General features: G+C 36.8%; 21 protein-coding genes. All 21 read left to right on the top strand.

Annotation, left to right across the window (positions count from 1 at the left end; translation table 11 throughout):
- Nucleotides 1-75 precede the first annotated feature (75 nt).
- Nucleotides 76-2,664, top strand: a complete 2,589-nt coding sequence (locus tag H9L19_RS06845; RefSeq protein WP_187528920.1) for a tape measure protein — start codon at nucleotides 76-78, stop codon at nucleotides 2,662-2,664.
- Complete coding sequence (locus H9L19_RS06850; RefSeq protein WP_187528921.1) at nucleotides 2,661-3,557, top strand: phage distal tail protein domain-containing protein; 897 nt, start codon at nucleotides 2,661-2,663, stop codon at nucleotides 3,555-3,557. Before H9L19_RS06845 ends, H9L19_RS06850 begins: the two co-directional genes overlap by 4 nt.
- Entirely contained in the window at nucleotides 3,557-4,612 is a 1,056-nt protein-coding gene (locus tag H9L19_RS06855) for a hypothetical protein (protein WP_187528922.1), read from the top strand. The genes H9L19_RS06850 and H9L19_RS06855 overlap by 1 nt, the downstream gene beginning before the upstream one ends.
- A complete protein-coding gene (locus H9L19_RS06860) occupies nucleotides 4,612-5,631 on the top strand; it encodes a hypothetical protein (RefSeq protein ID WP_187528923.1) in 1,020 nt (339 codons plus the stop codon). Before H9L19_RS06855 ends, H9L19_RS06860 begins: the two co-directional genes overlap by 1 nt.
- On the top strand, nucleotides 5,628-5,882 hold the full coding sequence (locus tag H9L19_RS06865) for a hypothetical protein (RefSeq protein ID WP_187528924.1): 255 nt from the start codon (nucleotides 5,628-5,630) through the stop codon (nucleotides 5,880-5,882). Before H9L19_RS06860 ends, H9L19_RS06865 begins: the two co-directional genes overlap by 4 nt.
- Nucleotides 5,883-5,886: 4 nt before the next feature.
- The gene (locus H9L19_RS06870; RefSeq protein ID WP_187528925.1) at nucleotides 5,887-7,122 is read left to right on the top strand and encodes a GH25 family lysozyme; all 1,236 of its coding nucleotides are present in this window, start codon (nucleotides 5,887-5,889) and stop codon (nucleotides 7,120-7,122) included.
- Nucleotides 7,123-7,237: 115 nt separating this feature from the next.
- Nucleotides 7,238-7,618 (top strand): hypothetical protein, encoded by a 381-nt coding sequence (locus H9L19_RS06875; RefSeq protein ID WP_187528926.1) that lies wholly within the window; start codon nucleotides 7,238-7,240, stop codon nucleotides 7,616-7,618.
- A 93-nt stretch (nucleotides 7,619-7,711) separates the two neighbouring features.
- Entirely contained in the window at nucleotides 7,712-8,296 is a 585-nt protein-coding gene (locus tag H9L19_RS06880) for a hypothetical protein (protein ID WP_187528927.1), read from the top strand.
- Nucleotides 8,297-8,343: 47 nt separating this feature from the next.
- Entirely contained in the window at nucleotides 8,344-8,652 is a 309-nt protein-coding gene (locus H9L19_RS06885; RefSeq protein WP_187528928.1) for a hypothetical protein, read from the top strand.
- Nucleotides 8,652-9,059 (top strand): protein-export chaperone SecB, encoded by a 408-nt coding sequence (locus H9L19_RS06890; RefSeq protein ID WP_187528929.1) that lies wholly within the window; start codon nucleotides 8,652-8,654, stop codon nucleotides 9,057-9,059. Before H9L19_RS06885 ends, H9L19_RS06890 begins: the two co-directional genes overlap by 1 nt.
- 856 nt (nucleotides 9,060-9,915) lie before the next feature.
- Nucleotides 9,916-10,647 carry a CPBP family glutamic-type intramembrane protease gene (locus H9L19_RS06895; protein WP_187528930.1) on the top strand — a complete coding sequence of 244 codons (732 nt, stop codon included), beginning with the start codon at nucleotides 9,916-9,918 and terminating at the stop codon, nucleotides 10,645-10,647.
- Nucleotides 10,648-10,841: 194 nt separating this feature from the next.
- Nucleotides 10,842-11,801, top strand: coding sequence for an L-lactate dehydrogenase (locus H9L19_RS06900; protein WP_187528931.1), 960 nt, complete (start codon nucleotides 10,842-10,844; stop codon nucleotides 11,799-11,801).
- 169 nt (nucleotides 11,802-11,970) lie between these two features.
- Nucleotides 11,971-12,810 carry a YitT family protein gene (locus tag H9L19_RS06905; RefSeq protein WP_187528932.1) on the top strand — a complete coding sequence of 280 codons (840 nt, stop codon included), beginning with the start codon at nucleotides 11,971-11,973 and terminating at the stop codon, nucleotides 12,808-12,810.
- 109 nt (nucleotides 12,811-12,919) lie between these two features.
- Nucleotides 12,920-13,663: a DnaD domain-containing protein gene (locus tag H9L19_RS06910; protein ID WP_187528933.1), complete on the top strand. Its 744-nt coding sequence runs from the start codon at nucleotides 12,920-12,922 to the stop codon at nucleotides 13,661-13,663.
- Nucleotides 13,664-13,665: 2 nt separating this feature from the next.
- Nucleotides 13,666-14,142, top strand: coding sequence for a methylated-DNA--[protein]-cysteine S-methyltransferase (locus H9L19_RS06915; RefSeq protein ID WP_187528934.1), 477 nt, complete (start codon nucleotides 13,666-13,668; stop codon nucleotides 14,140-14,142).
- A complete protein-coding gene (locus tag H9L19_RS06920) occupies nucleotides 14,132-14,671 on the top strand; it encodes an MscL family protein (protein ID WP_243198159.1) in 540 nt (179 codons plus the stop codon). The genes H9L19_RS06915 and H9L19_RS06920 overlap by 11 nt, the downstream gene beginning before the upstream one ends.
- A 37-nt stretch (nucleotides 14,672-14,708) precedes the next feature.
- Entirely contained in the window at nucleotides 14,709-14,846 is a 138-nt protein-coding gene (locus H9L19_RS06925; protein ID WP_187528935.1) for a hypothetical protein, read from the top strand.
- 186 nt (nucleotides 14,847-15,032) lie between these two features.
- Nucleotides 15,033-15,425, top strand: coding sequence for a transcriptional regulator Spx (gene spx, locus H9L19_RS06930; protein ID WP_187528936.1), 393 nt, complete (start codon nucleotides 15,033-15,035; stop codon nucleotides 15,423-15,425).
- 155 nt (nucleotides 15,426-15,580) lie between these two features.
- Nucleotides 15,581-16,303, top strand: a complete 723-nt coding sequence (locus tag H9L19_RS06935; protein ID WP_187528937.1) for an adaptor protein MecA — start codon at nucleotides 15,581-15,583, stop codon at nucleotides 16,301-16,303.
- A 195-nt stretch (nucleotides 16,304-16,498) separates the two neighbouring features.
- Nucleotides 16,499-16,816 carry a PTS sugar transporter subunit IIB gene (locus H9L19_RS06940; RefSeq protein ID WP_187528938.1) on the top strand — a complete coding sequence of 106 codons (318 nt, stop codon included), beginning with the start codon at nucleotides 16,499-16,501 and terminating at the stop codon, nucleotides 16,814-16,816.
- A gap of 36 nt (nucleotides 16,817-16,852) precedes the next feature.
- Entirely contained in the window at nucleotides 16,853-17,245 is a 393-nt protein-coding gene (locus H9L19_RS06945; protein ID WP_420832608.1) for a PTS lactose/cellobiose transporter subunit IIA, read from the top strand.
- Nucleotides 17,246-17,386: the final 141 nt, after the last annotated feature.

A 17,386-nucleotide genomic window follows, 5' to 3' on the forward strand; every position in this document is an offset into this window, starting at 1 on the left:
AAGTCAATGCGAATATTGTTTGACGAAGAGACACACATATCGTGTGTCTTTTTTACATATAGAAAGGAGGAATTTATGGCACAAGAATTTCAAGGCCTGTACGTCAAGTTTGGAGCGAATACTGTCGAGTTCGATAATTCCATAAAGGGAATTAATAAAGCAATGACCACGTTGAAAAAAGATTATCAGTCGTTAAATAAGCAATCTAAACTTGACCCAGGAAACATAGATACAGCAACAAAGAAATTAGAGAATCTACAAGAGCAAGCTCGTGTAGGTGCTTTAAAGGTTCAAGAGTTGAAAAACGAACAAGCAGCATTGGGAAAAGAACAGGTAGGTACAGCTGAGTGGCAGAAATTGCAAACTCAAATCGGACAGACTGAAGCGCAGATGCAAATTGTTAATCGAGCAATAGCGTCTACTAATAAAACTATTTCTGGATTACAACCCGGTGGATTGTTGACAATTCAACAAGAAGCCAGTGATGTGGCATCTGAATTGGATATTGTTAATCGGAAACTTAAATTAGATCCAACTAATACGGATTTATTGGCAAATAAACAACAACTGCTAGCAAAACAAGTTGAATTAGCCGGCAGCAAAGTCGAGGCATTGCGAAAAGAGCAGTCTCAACTTGGTAATCAGGATGTAAATTCAGCAGAGTGGAAAGAGTATGCAAGAAACATTAGTTTGGCAGAAGTAGAAGCTGATGAACTCAAAGCATCCGTCAAAGATGTTGGGAATGCAACCACTGATTCAGGCAATAAGTCTGATGGATTGAAAGAAAAGTTTAGTTGGGGTGCTGTGGCAGGTGGTGCAGCTAAAATTGCGCAAAAAGGAATGGATGCTGTGTCTGGAAGTCTTGATGCAGCAATTTCACGTGTTGATACAATGGATGCATTTCCTAAGGTACTTCAAAATTTTGGATTTAGTGCTACTGATGCTAAAGGTGCTACCGAAAAAATGGCAAAGTCTATTGAAGGACTGCCAACGACTATGGATCAAGCTGTTTCAGCGGTTCAAGGGTATGTTGGAGCAACTGGAAATCTAGACCAATCTGTTGATTTGTTTCAAGCAACAAATGATGCTGCGATGGTATTTGCTCAAGGCAGTAGCGAAGCTGTGGACCAATTTTCAAGAGCATATCAGCAAAGTCTTTCAGCTGGAAAAGTTGAAGCAGAAAACTTTAATAGTATGAATGAATCAATGCCAGGGTTGATGAATAAGGTTGCTGAATCAATGGGGATGTCAATGGCAGACTTAAAAAGTGGCTTGAGTGATGGCAGTGTTTCCATTGAGGATTTTAACAAATCATTTACTAACTTAGACCAACAGGGCGGAGCAGGTATGCAATCTCTTGCAAAATCTGCGCAGGATAGTTCTGGTGGAATCAAGACGACAATGCAGAACGTTAAAACTGAGATTGTTAAAACAATTGCAGGCATAATTGAAGCGGTGGGTTCTGACAACATTAAAAATGCATTTAAAGCTATTCAGGACGCAATCAAAGGAGTTGTAGATTTTGTAAAGAAAAATAGTGATTGGTTAAAACCGTTGGCTGCTGGAATTGCTATCATTGTTGCTGGATTTAAATTGTGGACCACTGCGATCAAAGTTTGGCAAGCCGCTGTAAAAATAGCGACAGCAGTCCAAACAGCATTCAATATTGTTATGGATGCCAATCCCATAAGTTTGATTATTATTGCGATTGCAGCGTTAGTCGCTGGATTGGTTTATTTTTTCACTCAAACAAAAACAGGTCAACAGATTGTAAAAGCAGTATGGGATGCAATAAAGAATGCTATACAGAGTGTTGTTGATTGGTTTACCAACACCGCATTACCCGCAATTCAGTCATTTATTGACGGAGTTAAAAACGTATTTCAATCAATTGGTGATTTCATCAGTAATGTTTGGCATGGCATATTAAACGTTATTCAGACGGTAATTAACGGTATTGTTCAATTTGTTTCTGATGGGTGGAATGGACTAGTTTCCACTATCACAAGTGTTGTCACTACAATTAGTAATGTCATATCTAGTGTTTGGAATGGAATTGTTAATTTCATTAAAGGGGCCGTTGATTCAATTTCATCAACAATTTCAAACGTTTTCGGTGCGATTGGTAATTTTATATCGGGCGTATGGAACGGAATTGCCAATGGTGTATCAAGTGCATGGAATGGTATTGTGAATTCTGTTAAAAATGCTGTATCAGGTGTTTGGAACGCAATTACTAGCACGTTTGGCAAAATTGGCGGATATATTTCTGGCGTATGGGATGACATCATTGGGACGGTTTCTACATGGGGCGGTAAGATTATTGACAGTATTGTTAATGGTTTGTCTGGTTTGGGTAGTGCAATTTCTAATGCTGTCTCGAATGCTATTAAATCAGTTGGTGGTGTAGTTGGTAAAGTTATCGATAAGATATTAGGTAAGTCGGCTGGATCATTAAATCTAGGTATGGATGGCGTTAATGGTTCGGGTGCAATCAATGCGCACGGATTGTTTGCTGTTAAATCAATGGGCGTTCCAGAGGTTACTAATAATATGGGTGCTCGTACGTCATTGAACATCAATGTAACTGCTAATAATGCAAACGGTCAAGATATTGCACGTGATATTGAGCGAGCAATGGTAAGGAGGGTATTCAGACGATGATTAGACAATTTAATTTAATTAATTCGCTGGGTGAAAGAAAACAGTTGAATGATTTAAATTCGTTCGCTTATAATCCCACTGGACTTGGCTTGTCGATGAGCAATGAATATTATGGTGCCAATGCTAATTTCGTTGGTATAGGCATCGGTGCAGACCAAACATCAATCAAATTTAACGTACTATTTGGCGCTAATGGTGGTAATGCATATCAAGATTACTCTAATTTCATTAAATATTTAGATTTAACACCGCTTCAGATTGAGTATCAAACTGATGCAGGTGTTTTTTTGAAGGATGTGAATTTTAAGGAATTGACGAAAAGTGAAATTAACGAATGGAATGTGATAGATGAAGAAATCACATTCGAATCATTAACGCCTTGGTATCGAGAAATGAGCGGGAATAGTGTCATTTATTCTGATCAAGATGGCGATGGAAAGATTTATATCAATAATTCGTCAGAGAATAATACTGGATTCTATGCATACGATTATGTGTATGAAGAGCCAGCGGCAAGCACTGACAATAAATATTTCCATATCAAGAATGAAAGTGTTTATTTAGGTGCATCAACTGGAAGTCCACTGACTGTAATTATTCATGGTCCAGTTACTAATCCAGCATGGGAATTGCATGTAAATAGTGAATTATTGTTTAGTGACAGGTATTTTATTGATATTCCAGCAGGTGACACGTTAGTGGTTTCATCCGTCCCGCAGAATGAACGAGTTGAGCTTATTGGAATCGATGGAACTGTGTCAAATGTGTATTCGGCACAAGATTATACGAAATCTAACTTCGTTAATATTCCAAAGGGTGAAAGCACACTGATTTTTGATGTTGGCAGCGCCAAGGTTGAGTATACGTACCGTGAAGAAAGGCTGGTGGTCTAATGAGTACACCACTAGGAATCTGGGTATTATCCAGTGATGGAAATTTTGATACCGTACACGTGACTACTTCATACAATTGGGAGATTAACAATGACTATATATCATCAGAACAATCGACATTCGAATTGCTAGATAACGGACCAATTGTTGAAGGTCAATTTATTATTGCAAAGCGATTGCATACCGCTGATGTAATCTATATCGGTATTATTAATGCGTTTGAGAATGGTCAAGTAAAGACTGGGTTGATGCAAACAGGGTTAAATTACGACATTATCATGCGCCCGGGATCAGGTAAGGATATTAACGCGCATCTAGCAGCCTTGATTAAGAACAACAATTCAAAAAATCAGCCACTTGGTGCGGTTTCTGAAATAGAAGTTGATGGTGATGCTTCAGCATGGTCATACCAGCAAGAAGATGCCGTAAAAGTAAAAAACATGCTGAGTTATTTTACTCATATGTTCAAAAAATACAGAAACATTTTGACATTTCAATTGAGTTCAAACGGTATTTCTGGTCGATTATCGAAATCAACCAAAAATCTAGCTTTAAAGAATAATTCAATTGATTTTGTTGATTGGGATGTATCTGTTAGCCCTGCTGATACTGGTACGAATAATTTAATCATCTATTCGATTGATAGTACACCAACGGTACCGAAAATTCTTTCAAGTTGGTATTTAACGCGTGGCGGTGATTTAACGCAGTCAATCGATGACAATGTGCGCGTGCCTGTTCTATCAAAAGGCGTTATCTATGAAAGTTATAAGGATGATGAAACAGGTGAAATTCCAAGTTATCAAGAGATAGCTGAAAGTGAATTAAAGGCATCAACGTATGCACATGAGATTAACGTTTCAATCCGAAACGAATCAAAGCTAGTGCAGTTTGCTGATTTTAATTCGATTGGGGCGTTGGCCACAATTACGTATGACAACACAATTTATCAATCGGTACTTACTGGTTGGACTATGAAAAGCGACAATGCATTCACCACGTTTATGTTTGGTAATGTGCGTTCGTCACTATCTGATTTATTGGAGGATGAATAATGACAATTGAAGGGTATCAATTTGATAGAGCAAAAGTAACTGCAAAAGCGGATGCAACTTTGTACGATTCGTTAGCAGGTGATCAATCACACATTCTGAAAGGCTTCGGGGATGAAATGTCTGTGACATCGACCGGTTTGAATTTGACTGTAGGAACTGGCTTAGCATTAATTCAGGGACGGATGGTTAGAATTACTGAACCGGAGGCAATTTCGATTCCAGCAAACGTGAGTGGTTATCTATCAATCACTATTGATTTAACAAAAGAGAATGAATCAACTGGGACACCGGGTAATTATGACTATGTTGTCACTAATAATCAGGTTGAAGTTGAATTTGTAACAAACATTATTTCGGGTGACTTGAACAATGATGAAATGATTAACAATTTCATCTTGGGAACGATCACATCGACAACGTCAGCCGTGACATTTGTACAAGAAAAAACAAGTCTGATTGATGTATTTTCAAAACCTGCGAACGTTAAAGTGTGGCAGCCGAACATTGAATATGAAAGCGGTGATCTGATTACATTCGGAACAATGGGAACTCTAGAAACTGGTAAACTGGATAATCCTATGTTCAAAGCGTTGAAGACGCACAAATCTACAGATTCATTCCCATCTAATGTAGATGGCATCTGGCAATTGATTAATGTCGATGCATATTCTAAGAAATTTGTAGTTAAGACATTCGCTGTGGATTTCTATTTCAATCGTGTCGGGAATATGGTTAATGTCTACACGCCAGCGTCTAAGTATGATATCGGGGACAGATACGATATTATGGGTGCTGAAAATATTCCGCTCATGAAACCAGAATGGCTCAGCGGTATATCGGCTATTTCAATTGAACAAAGTTCAGGGGGGACATTCACAGGGATATTGTCGTTACAAGGGGATGGACATATTATTGCACGAGGTAATAATACTAAAGGAACTTTCTATGTTGGGCACTATCTAGTGACTAATCCAGCTGTGTGGGACGCTGGTGTGCCAGATAACGGAGAAACAGAATGAATGTAAGTACGGAAGTTTTATTGGCGGTCGTTACTGGTATTGGTGGTGTATTCACAATCGTCATTAATTACCTGATTGGCCGTCAAAAAACAAATGAATTGAATAATGACCAACGCATTCGTGATTTGAATAAAAAGGTCGATAAATTGATTCAGGACGTGATGAAATTAACACGAGAGAATGCTGAATTAAAAGTTGAAAATACCATGCTCAAAAGTGAGCTTGATAAGTTGCAAAGCAAGAAAGGATAATAGAATGAAAATCAATAAATTTTTCAAGGGACTGCTTGCAGCCCTTTTTATTTTCGGGTTCACAGCACCAGTTAGTGCGGCCGTTGGAGACCATGGCGTTGATTGGGCTGTATATCAAGGTGACTATGGTAAGTTTGGTTATGCACACGATAAATTCTCAATCTCGCAGATTGGGGGCTACACAGGTGCAATATATGACCAATCAACGTATAAGACACAAGTGCAGTCAAGTATTGCACAAGGCAAGCGAGCACACACTTATATTTGGTGGCAGAATGTGACGGATAACGGCACAGCTGATTATGTGCTAAATTACTTTTTACCAAAGGTTCAAACACCTAAGGGTTCGATTGTAGCGCTTGACGTTGAATCTGGCTGGCAAAATACAGATACAATTCTGTATGCTCTGCAACGCATTAAAGATGCTGGATATACACCATTATTGTATGGATATAAAAATTTCTTGGTCAATAACACTGATTTGAATCGTATCGCTGATAGTTACGGACTGTGGCTTGCAGAATATCCAAATTATGAAGTCACACCAGAGCCAAATTATAACTACTTCCCATCCTTCAAAAACGTGCAAGTGTTCCAATTTACATCAACATATATTGCTGGTGGATTAGATGGTAACGTTGATTTAACAGGGGTTACTGATAATGGTTATACAAAGGGTAAACCCGATACGGATACCCCTGCTATTGACGCAGGACAAGGCGCTGATGATACCAGTAAAAAGAAAATTGATGTTGGCACAACTGTGAAGGTAAACTTTGGCGCTAGTCATTATGCTACTGGTGAATTGATTCCAGACTACATTAAGGGAGTAGCGCACAAGGTAATTCAACGCGATGGCAACCGTGTATTGCTTGATGATATTTACTCATGGGTAAACGTTAAAGACGTTGAAATTCTGGACGATGGCAACGCTACTGCATCGTTCTCAAACGTTTATGTATTAGACAGTTGGCAAGTATGGCAAGGTCGATGGTATGGTGTGAATAACGATATGTCAGTTGCACCGATTGACTATAATAACTATATTCCAGCTACACCAATTACGATGACTGATCGATTTGGTAATCGGTTATCAGACCAATCAATTCATGGTAATAACGGCGTGGTTGAATTCTTTACATTGAATGGTAACTATCAAGTGTTAGAACGTAGCGGAGCATATGTGAAACTAAGTATTGACGGCGAGCCAGTCTGGTTGAAGTCTGCGTATGTAAATTAATAATTAAGCCCACCCGGTAGTTAATTCTATTGAGTGGGCTTTTTTATTTTGGCTTGAAAAATATTGGTTTTAAACTATACTATATTAAGTTAAACCTAATAAAAGGAGATACGTAATGAATCAAGAAACAATCAATCAAGAAACATTAATAAGAGCAAAACGTTTTTTTGAAAATGACTATAAAGAGCGGGGAATGGTTAAATGGCAAGGTTATTATTTATCTGACCATACGGAAGATGCTGAGAAAAATAGACTTGCACGTAAACAAGCGTACGAACAGGGGTGGATGCCAGAGATGAGTATGGTTGAGATTGGTGAGGTGTTATTCGATGCATACTCAAAGGGGCGTATGGTAGCCATACAGGAACGTGTAAGGCAAGATGAGTTTGTACCACAGTTAATTCATGGCGTTGTTAAGGGGTATGGCGAGACTGATATATTTGTCGGGAATCATCAAATTGAGATGAATAATATTCGTTGGGCGATAATAAAATGATTAAATAAAATTTAAAGACTATAGTTATGTTGACTGTTTGACAAATATGCGTATATAATTAGTTGTTTTGTATTCGATGTCAGGGGTAGCAGTATGGATTGGGAACTATATCATGGAACAGAATTGAGTAAAAAGGCTTCCATATTAAAAAATGGGTTTACCATGCCTGGAAATACGAAATGGCCAGGAGATCTTGGACGTGGGGTATATACATTTTTAGATAATGATAAATATGAGCAAAGTGCGGAAAATGCTGCTAAAATGTATGCTAAAAAATACAGACGATATAGCGAAAATTGTATAATTAAAATAGAAATACCTGATGTTGACGAATCAAGGGTTTGGAACCTGAATGACCAAGAAGAACTTGATAAACTTGTTGAAGCAAAAAAAGCTCTAAGAGAAGTAATTGATAAGAGAGTTGCTCAATTGGAAAAAGACAATGTGGGGACAAGTGTGGCTAATAGACATAACATAGACGGAATATTATTAGATGTTTACTGGGAGTATGCTGATTTAAGTAGTTTAGCCGATTATTTGGTTAAAGATAGGTGGGAAGATATAGAAAGCTATGAGACAAATTCGCATGGTGGACAGATTCCAAACTCAACGGTCGTAGTTATAAAAAATAGCGGCGTTATTAAAACAACACAGCTAAATGAAATTATGATATCATAAAGTTAATCTAGATTTAGATAATGATTTGAATTTATGAGGAGGCAATTATGACAATTTCAAAGGTAAAGGCCCCTAGAATTACAGAAGATCAATTAAAAGATTTTGAAAATTCACAAATTCTTGATGTAATTTTAAAAGATTTTTTTGAAATTAAGAAATCCGAATTTCAACAGGTTGATTTGTTTAATGAACTTTTATTTTCGGATGATGTAAAAGTTGAGCTACACAGAGTTGAAGATGTGGAAGATTTTGAGATGCATGTCGCTTCTGAAGTGCCTAATATAGTTAATTGGAATCATGAAGAAGTTACATTTGGATTCGTAGAAATAGACAAACAGGAGCAGGTTGCAGCATAATGGCAGCATTTAAATTTAATGGTTTTAAAGTTTTGAGGATGAATTTTGAAGCGAAAGAAAAATTTGTCAAAGACGATCAAAATTATGAGTTTAATATTGGACATGATTTTTCAATTAATGGTACTCATATGAGTGTGAAGTTAGGTACAAACAATACGAACGACTTCCCCTTTAAGTACAATGTACTTATACAAGGTGAATTTGATTATGTGGACTCAGAGGATTCAGATGGAATTGGGTTTAAAGCATTTAGAGCAAATGCTCTGGCTATTTTATTTCCCTATTTAAGAACCATTGTAGCCCAAGTTACTGCGATATCAGAATTTGAGGCAGTAACGTTACCAACGATAAATATGATTCAATATCTTGAAAATGCAGATCTGAGAGAAACAAATTCTCAAAATTAGATGTCAATTAATTCATATGTGTTTAAAAATAAGCTATAACAAATAGTATTATTACTATTTGTTATAGCTTATTATTATTTACTTAATCTTAGAACGCTTGGCTATTAGATAATGAATAAAATTAAGATAAGATGATTGTGAAATAATAATAGAATCATCTGAATTATCGTAGTATGTTTTGACCTGTCAGTGCAACTTGGCTACTGTTGATGACCTTGAAAAAATAAAAACACCGTTTAAGGCAGAATGACGACGTTATTCGATGCTGGTCTTGAAAAATATTGTTATTAAGTTAGACCTTTTGCACCAATTTTGCACCAAAAATCGTCAAAAAGGCTTTATAATAGCGTTTATACATTCCCACGTACTATGAATCGTTTGCGTCCGTAAAACATTGTTAAGTCGCTGTCGTTGGCTATATACCAACGATAGACGGCTTTTTATTATGCATTATAATTCGTTTTCTTTCGTGATAATTCATTAAAAATTCGCACCATTTTTGCACAAGATGGTTAAAGATATTAAATTATATTATTTAAATAATAATCGTTTATGTTTTTTATCTGAATATTTGCAAGCGACTCAGTACAATTAAGTTTATATGTGGAATGGCCGTATAACGGCAGCCTTTTGGAATCTGAACGTTAATTTTCTTGTTTTGTAAATGAGGGTGAGGACGTCAATGACCTGAATTTATCAATAATTTCCGGTAATCAATAATGAATATTGCTTTGTGATGAACATGAATACACTATGCGTTTGAAATATATTTCGATGTATAATTAATTTTAAATGTACTAAAAGTAAGTGAAATGATAAAATGAGACTATTAAAATGTATTGGGGGAAGGATTACTATGACTTTTTTTGAAAAACAGAAAGGCCAGACAGAACTGCCAATTATTGATAATTCAATTAGTACCAAAACAGCATTATTATTAATTGTGGTACCAACTGTCATCTTTATGGCTTTGGTTTACCTGAGTTTTCAGTTTCCAATCACAAATGAATTTATGAATTTCATAACTTATAGTTTGTCACCATTTCTAGCGTTGACAGGTAGCTTATGGTTAATCCTAGGTCGGCAGATAAATGAATTGTTTAAAGGCCGATTAACAGGGAATTTTTTAATTTGGTTGTTAACGTTTATTAGTATTTTTATCTATAATATTTTAATTGGTCATGTGATGACCTTCTTTCACTTGCCGATGGCTAACAACTTGGCTGTTGAACAGTCCGTTGGTAATCATTCAATCATCATTGAGGGCATAAATAATTTTTTTGGCCTGTTTAGTGAGGAATTATTTGCAATTCCAGTGTTTATTGGTTTTACAGCGTTATTTTTTCAAACATATAAAATGAACCGAGATTTAAGTATTTACCTTGGCTTGCTATTTTCAATGATTTTGTTTGGTTTGGCGCACTTTGAAGCATATAGTTGGCACATTTGGCAAATGATGCTAATGATTGGCGCCTTGCGCTTCTTTATTACGGGGCTATATATTCGAACAAAGAATATTTTAATTCCGTTTTCATTGCATTATATATACGACATGTTACTTATTTCATTACCAATAATTTTTCATTAGAAAATCATCGAAATTTGAAGCATTGGACTTATTTGTTTAGATTAAATAACGCTTGTTTTATTAAATTACAGTGTGAAAAGTTGTAGATTATCCGACGTTGAGTGTTCATACAAACTTTGACAAAAAATCACAAAACGTTCATACTTTAGTTTTGGAATATTGTCAGTTTTTTAAAGAATAGTGGAGGATTTATTATGTCTAAGAACCATCAAAAAGTAGTTCTTGTCGGTGATGGGGCTGTTGGATCATCATATGCTTTTGCTTTGATGCAACAAGGATTGGCCGAAGAATTGGTCATTGTTGATATTGCGAAGGAACGTACTGTTGGCGATGCCATGGACTTGGAGGACGCTGCTGGTTGGGCGTTTAATAAGAATGTCTATTCTGGTTCATATGAAGACGCTCGTGATGCTGATCTTGTCGTGATTACAGCTGGTGCACCACAAAAGCCAGGTGAAACTCGTCTCGATTTGGTTGATAAAAACCTAAAAATTATCAAAGCCGTTGTGAGTCCAATTGTTGAGGCTGGTTTTGATGGTATCTTCTTGGTTGCAGCAAACCCAGTTGATATTTTGACATTAGCTGTTCAAAAGTTTTCAGGGTTCCCTAAGAATCGCGTCATCGGTTCAGGGACATCATTGGATACTTCTCGTTTGCGTGTGTCTTTGGGGAAGAAGTTCAACGTTGATCCACGTTCAGTTCATGCCTATATTTTGGGAGAACACGGTGATTCAGAATTTGCTAATTTTGATGAGGCAACAATCGCTGGTCGTCCCTTGAAGGACTGGGCAGCTGAAGCTGGTGTGACTGATGCGGACTTAGAGGAAATTTTGGACGCTGTTGTTCATAAGGCCTACGCTATTATTGAACGTAAGGGTGCAACATTTTATGGTGTTGCAACAGCATTGGCACGTATCACACGGGCCATCTTACGTGATGAAAAGTCAGTTTTGCCAGTTGGGGCATGGATGTCTGGTCAATACGGATTGAACGATATTTATATCGGAACACCTGCTATTATCGGGGCTGATGGTATTGAAAATGTCATCGAGACACAGTTGTCTGCTGATGAATTGGCTAAGATGCAAGCTTCAGCTGCAACGCTAAAAGAAATTGCCGAGGGTGGTTTCCAACGTTTAGGTGAATTGAATTAATTGGTTAATTGAGAAAATAGGTTGGCGTTACTGCTGAACTTGAACTGAAACTCACAAATTGGAGAAGTCCAACTTGTGAGTTTTTGTTATGTTCTTTGATTAAGATCGTCGAGTTAGCATGTTTTCAGGTATACTAAAATTATAACTATGAATGAACTGAGGACAAAAAATGCAAAAAAGATTAACACAACAGAGTTGGTTTCGTATTTTGGCCTTGATTGTTGCTTTAGAAATGATAGCATTTTCAATCAATTTTTTTTATGCACCGATTAATGTTGCAGCTGGTGGTGCCACGGGTATCGCGATTTTATTAGATGCGGCTTTTGGGTTCAATCGTGCTCTAACGGTGTTAATCATTAATATTGCAATGATTGGGTTAGCAGCTATCTTTTTAGACCGTAATACGGTGCGTAACATTGCTTTTGGTAGTTTTTTATTGCCGATATTATTATATATTACGCCAAGTTTTCAGCTAGTTGATGACGCGATTTTAGCGGTTATCATTGGTGGTGCTGTCTTTGCAGCGGGCATTGCCATTCTTTATCGATTAGAGGCATCAAGTGGTGGAACGACAGTACCGCCGATGATCTTAAAAAAATATTTCAAGATTAATTCTGCACTATCATTACTTGGGATTGACATGCTGGTGACCTTTTTTAATTTGTTCGTTTCAGGTACCAATGCATTTTTCCTTGCTGCGTTTTCTTTGGTTGTTACATCAATTATCATGCGATATATTGAAACTGGACTAGATTTGAAACGTCAGGTTCAAATTATGAGCAATCACAAATTAGATGATATTCAGGCAATGTTGCTAGCTGAAAATATTAGTATGACCGTATATGACGTTCGGGGTGGTTATACTGATGATAATAAAACGATGTTAATGGTGATGGTTGATAGTTCAAATTATGCCCATATGTTACGGCAGATTCACGATATTGATGAGAATGCATTTATTGTGACGACCAATGTGACAGAAGTACATGGTGGGCGCCTAGGCTATTAATTAAGCAGGATGAGTGAAATTACCGTTTCAAAGTAATGGTCAAAATTAAAGGGAAAAGGTTACCAATAAAAAAGGAAACTGATACATTTTTAAATCAGAGGAAAAAATAATGGTTGAAAATTCACAAATCAAAAAATTTTTAAATGTGGGCATGGTTGATATCAGCATTATGCTGTTACAGCATTATCGAGAACTTGGTTTGTCTGATGAAGAATTGTTGGTGTATATACAAATTAAAGCGATGTTAGATCGCGGATTTTATGAACCAAGTACGGAAAAAATTGCTCATTTTATGGGAACTGATGCACGAAAAGTATTTTCAATTATTGAATCGATGCGGGCTAAAAAATTAGTGGTTTTTGAAAATAAGCATGACGAACAACAGCGCTTGGTCACGACGCTCGACTTTCAACCGCTTTATGACCTATTGTTAAAATTACCAAGTGATAACGCAACCCGAGCGCAGGATCGCGTGGATCAAAATCCAGTCACCGTATTCAGTGATGAGCCCAAGCGTTCGGAAATATTTGAATTAATTGAGCGTGAGTTTGGTCGTCAATTGTCACCAACAGAATTGGAAACAGTCATTAATTGGTTTGATGTTGATCACTTTTTACCAGTATTAATTCGAGCAGCAATTAAAGAGGCAGTTCTAAATCAGGCTTTGAATTTGCGCTATATTGAATCGATTTTGGTAAATTGGACCAAATTAAATTATCGCTCTGAACAAGATGTGATTGCAAATTCAAAACGTCGAAAGGCTTATCAAATAAAAAAGAATCAACCGACCAATCAGAAAACGCATATTCCGTTGGATGTTGATTTATTAGATCTCAATCCGGAGCAGTTATAAATATGGTCTATTACGAGACACAGCCATTTTTTCAAGGACAGATTACCTTGTTTCAATCTGATTCAAAACTGGTTTTTGTTAGTTTGGCAGAAAATGCGGTTGAAGAGTTTCACCTGTTTTATCCAGCATTAGACCTCCAACCAGGATCCGTAGACGCCATGATAAATTTTTTAGGCTATGCGCAAAATCGAGAGGTAGATTTCTCATATGTGGCTTTTGATTTTCTTCAGGGGACACCATTTCAGCGAACAGTTTGGCAATTTTTAATGTCAGTCAAAGTAGGTACAACAATAACATATCAAGATGTGGCATTCGCAATTAAAAAGCCGAATGCGATCCGAGCCGTTGCAACAGCAGTTGGAAAGAATCCGTTAACGATTATGATTCCATGTCACCGTATAGTACCGAAAGCAGGCGGAACGGGGCGTTACCGCTATGGCGAAAAATGGAAAAACGAATTATTAAGACATGAAAATTAAAATTAATGTGGAGGACGCCATGATTAATCGAAAAAAAATTAAGTCAGTATTACCTGATCAACTGTTAGACAGTGTAGGTGCAGTTAATACATTGAGTGATACAGTGATGGATAGCCAAATTGCTGGTGAATTCAGGTCATTTCTAACTGGAGATAAAGTGACGGGCTTTGCAATTGGTGTGGTTGTCGGAAATGCCTTTTCTAGCTTTGTACAAAATTTTGTTGAACTGCTTGGAGGCGTGTATACATTTTTTAAAATTTGGATTCAAAAAAATACAATGGACGCATCTGTGATTCCTTTTGGAGATTTTAGTAAGTCGTTTATCACGATGCTTTTAATCGCTGCTTCAGTTTTCTTCTTTATCCGGATTTTAAATACGTTTTTAGCTCGAAATCCCACTGAGAAATTTGGCTATAATGCCACATTAATTGAAACAAAACGTTTGCATCAAGAACAAATTAGAACTAATGAATTGTTGGCCAGTTTGATTGAACTTGAAAAAGGGCATCAAGACATACATCATCAATGATATAATGTTTGTAATATAAAAGAAGGTAGGCATCATAATGAAAAAATCTGATAAATTAGCAAAGAAGCGTGCAACACGATTGACTAATGAGGTGGAATTACAATTAAAGCGTGGTTTGATTCACGTTGAATTAATGGATTCACCAGAAGCGGTTCAGGCGTTCTTAGAAGCGTAGGCAGCAACTAATTTGAACTGTCATTGACTAAGATGTATTAATAGATGTGAAAAGCTTTGAAAATACTCATAATTTAATTGTTTATTCATAAAAATAATGATAAAATATTCACAAATTAATAGTTATAATGACATCAAAGAGAAATGGGATGTAAATAAGTATTTTAGATTGATAAGGAGGCCGATTATGGTCACATTATTTACTTCACCAAGTTGCACCTCTTGCCGAAAAGCAAAAGCGTGGTTGGAAATGCATGATATTCCGTACATTGAGCGAAACATGATGAAGCACCCGATGTCTCGTGAAGAGATAAAACACATTTTGAGTTTGACAGAAGGTGGTACTGAAGAAATTATTTCTGTACGGTCAAAATTATTTAGTGATATGAAGACTCGCTTGGATGATTTAACGTTGAATGAAATGATTGATTTGATTCAACAATATCCAGCATTAATCAAACGACCACTGTTAGTAGATGACAAGTGTTTACAAGTTGGATACAATGAGGACGAAATTCGCTGTTTCTTACCTCGAAAAGTACGCCAAGCCGAATTAGCACGATTGACTTTATTGGCGTGACATGAAACGCAGATAATGCGGGAAGTTATTGAATTTAGGACAGTTGCAAAGGTCAACAAGTGTACGCATGACCATTCGTCTGTTTTTTTAATGTCTTTTTGTATATAATAGAGGATAGATAGATGAAGTAGATTGGTTTAAAGGAGGCAGCACTTATGGAAATGGAACGTATTAATGAGGATACCATAAGGGTCTTGGTTACCAATGACGATTTAACTGAACGTAGTATTTCGATTGTAGAATTATTGGGCAATCAAGAGGCAATTGAAAAGTTCTTCTACAGCATTTTAGAAGAAGTTGATATTGACCATGATTTTGAACAAAATGATGCTGTGACATTTCAGGTTTTGCCAAATCGGAATGGCCTAGAAATGTTCATTTCAAAGAATATTTCTGAAGATCAGATACCAACGAATTTAATTAATAACATTTTAGGTGATCAGACCGATAAAGAAGTCAATGATGATGTGTCAGAGGAATTGCTGTCACAGTTATTGGACAGTGATACATCACGACGAACGAAAAAGCCGATTGGGAATGATAAGACCCAAAATGATAAAATTGTTTCGGAGGCTGCTGGAAAACAAAGCGTGATTCCAAACGAAATCATTTTTAAATTTGATGATTTTGAGGGCTTGATTTTATTGGCACAAGCGTTAAATATTGCAGCTGCAAGCCGCTTGATTTCCTATGAAAATTCGTATTATTTGGAATTTATTTTTGATGATACGTACGACATTGATGAAATTAAAAATATTACAGCCATTGTCCGAGAATTTGGCAAGTTAACGCCAGTTGCAGCAGAGGTATTAGCTGAGCATGGTCAAGTTATTTTCGACGCAAATGCTTTAGATCAAATTTTAAGTTACTTTAAATAATTATTTTTACAAAATATTCAATAAATTAGGCGAGGATGGTCATCATTCCTCGCCTTTTTTTTCATAGTTTTTGAATACAATAAAAGAGTTGAAGAATGATAATCACTCACATTGATGTAAGCGCTTGCAATTTAATGAGATTATCATTACAATTAAATTATAATATTGGACACAAATCAGAAATGGAGAAATCAAATGGCAGAAAAAATAATTATGTTAGCGTGCTCAGCAGGTATGTCAACGTCAATGTTGGTTCAAAGAATGGAAGAAGCAGCAAAAGAGAATGGTAAAGACTATGAGATTTTTGCTAAATCAACGTCAGACATTGATGATCAAATTGCAAATCACAAGCCTGATGTGCTTTTGCTTGGCCCTCAAGTAGGGTATATGAAAGATGAAATTAAGGCGAAAACAGACGCTGCTGGTATTCCGATGGATGTCATTAATATGATGGATTACGGCATGATGAAAGGCGCAAATGTGCTGCAGGCTGCTGAGAAATTGATGGTGTAAATTTTGACGTTTTGACGAGACAAAATGGAGGGTAATATGGCAACTACGATTGAGCAGTTGACAGAGAAAGTGGCTGAAATTCAAGCACAATTGGCATTAGCTAGTCATCCGATGCAAGATGAGACGCGAATGTCAACCGTGATGGGGTTAATCATGCATGGTGGTTCAATAAAAGGTTATGCACTGCAAGCAATTAAGGCTGCCCGTGAAGGTGATTTTGAAGCTGCAGATGAATTTTTATCTCAATCGATGGCAGAAGATAAATTGGCACATGACGCCCAAACTGAAATGTTAACTCAGGCCGCTCAAGGTGAAAATGTTCCGATTGATATTTATATGGTGCATGCCCAAGATCATGTGATGACCGGTATCGCAACACGGGAATTAGCGATTGAGATGGTCGCATTGTATCGAAAGCTTGCTGACTAATTCTGGACGATGTCGATTTATTCGGTAAAAATTAAGATTATATAAGAAACCGTGACGATCAGTGGTTAGCTGAAAGTCATGGTTTTTAATTGAATAGTGAGAAATGAAGCGAAGGGGAGTGCGTGTCATCGAAAACTTATG

This window comes from Weissella diestrammenae, from assembly GCF_014397255.1.
Lineage (GTDB): Bacteria > Bacillota > Bacilli > Lactobacillales > Lactobacillaceae > Weissella > Weissella diestrammenae.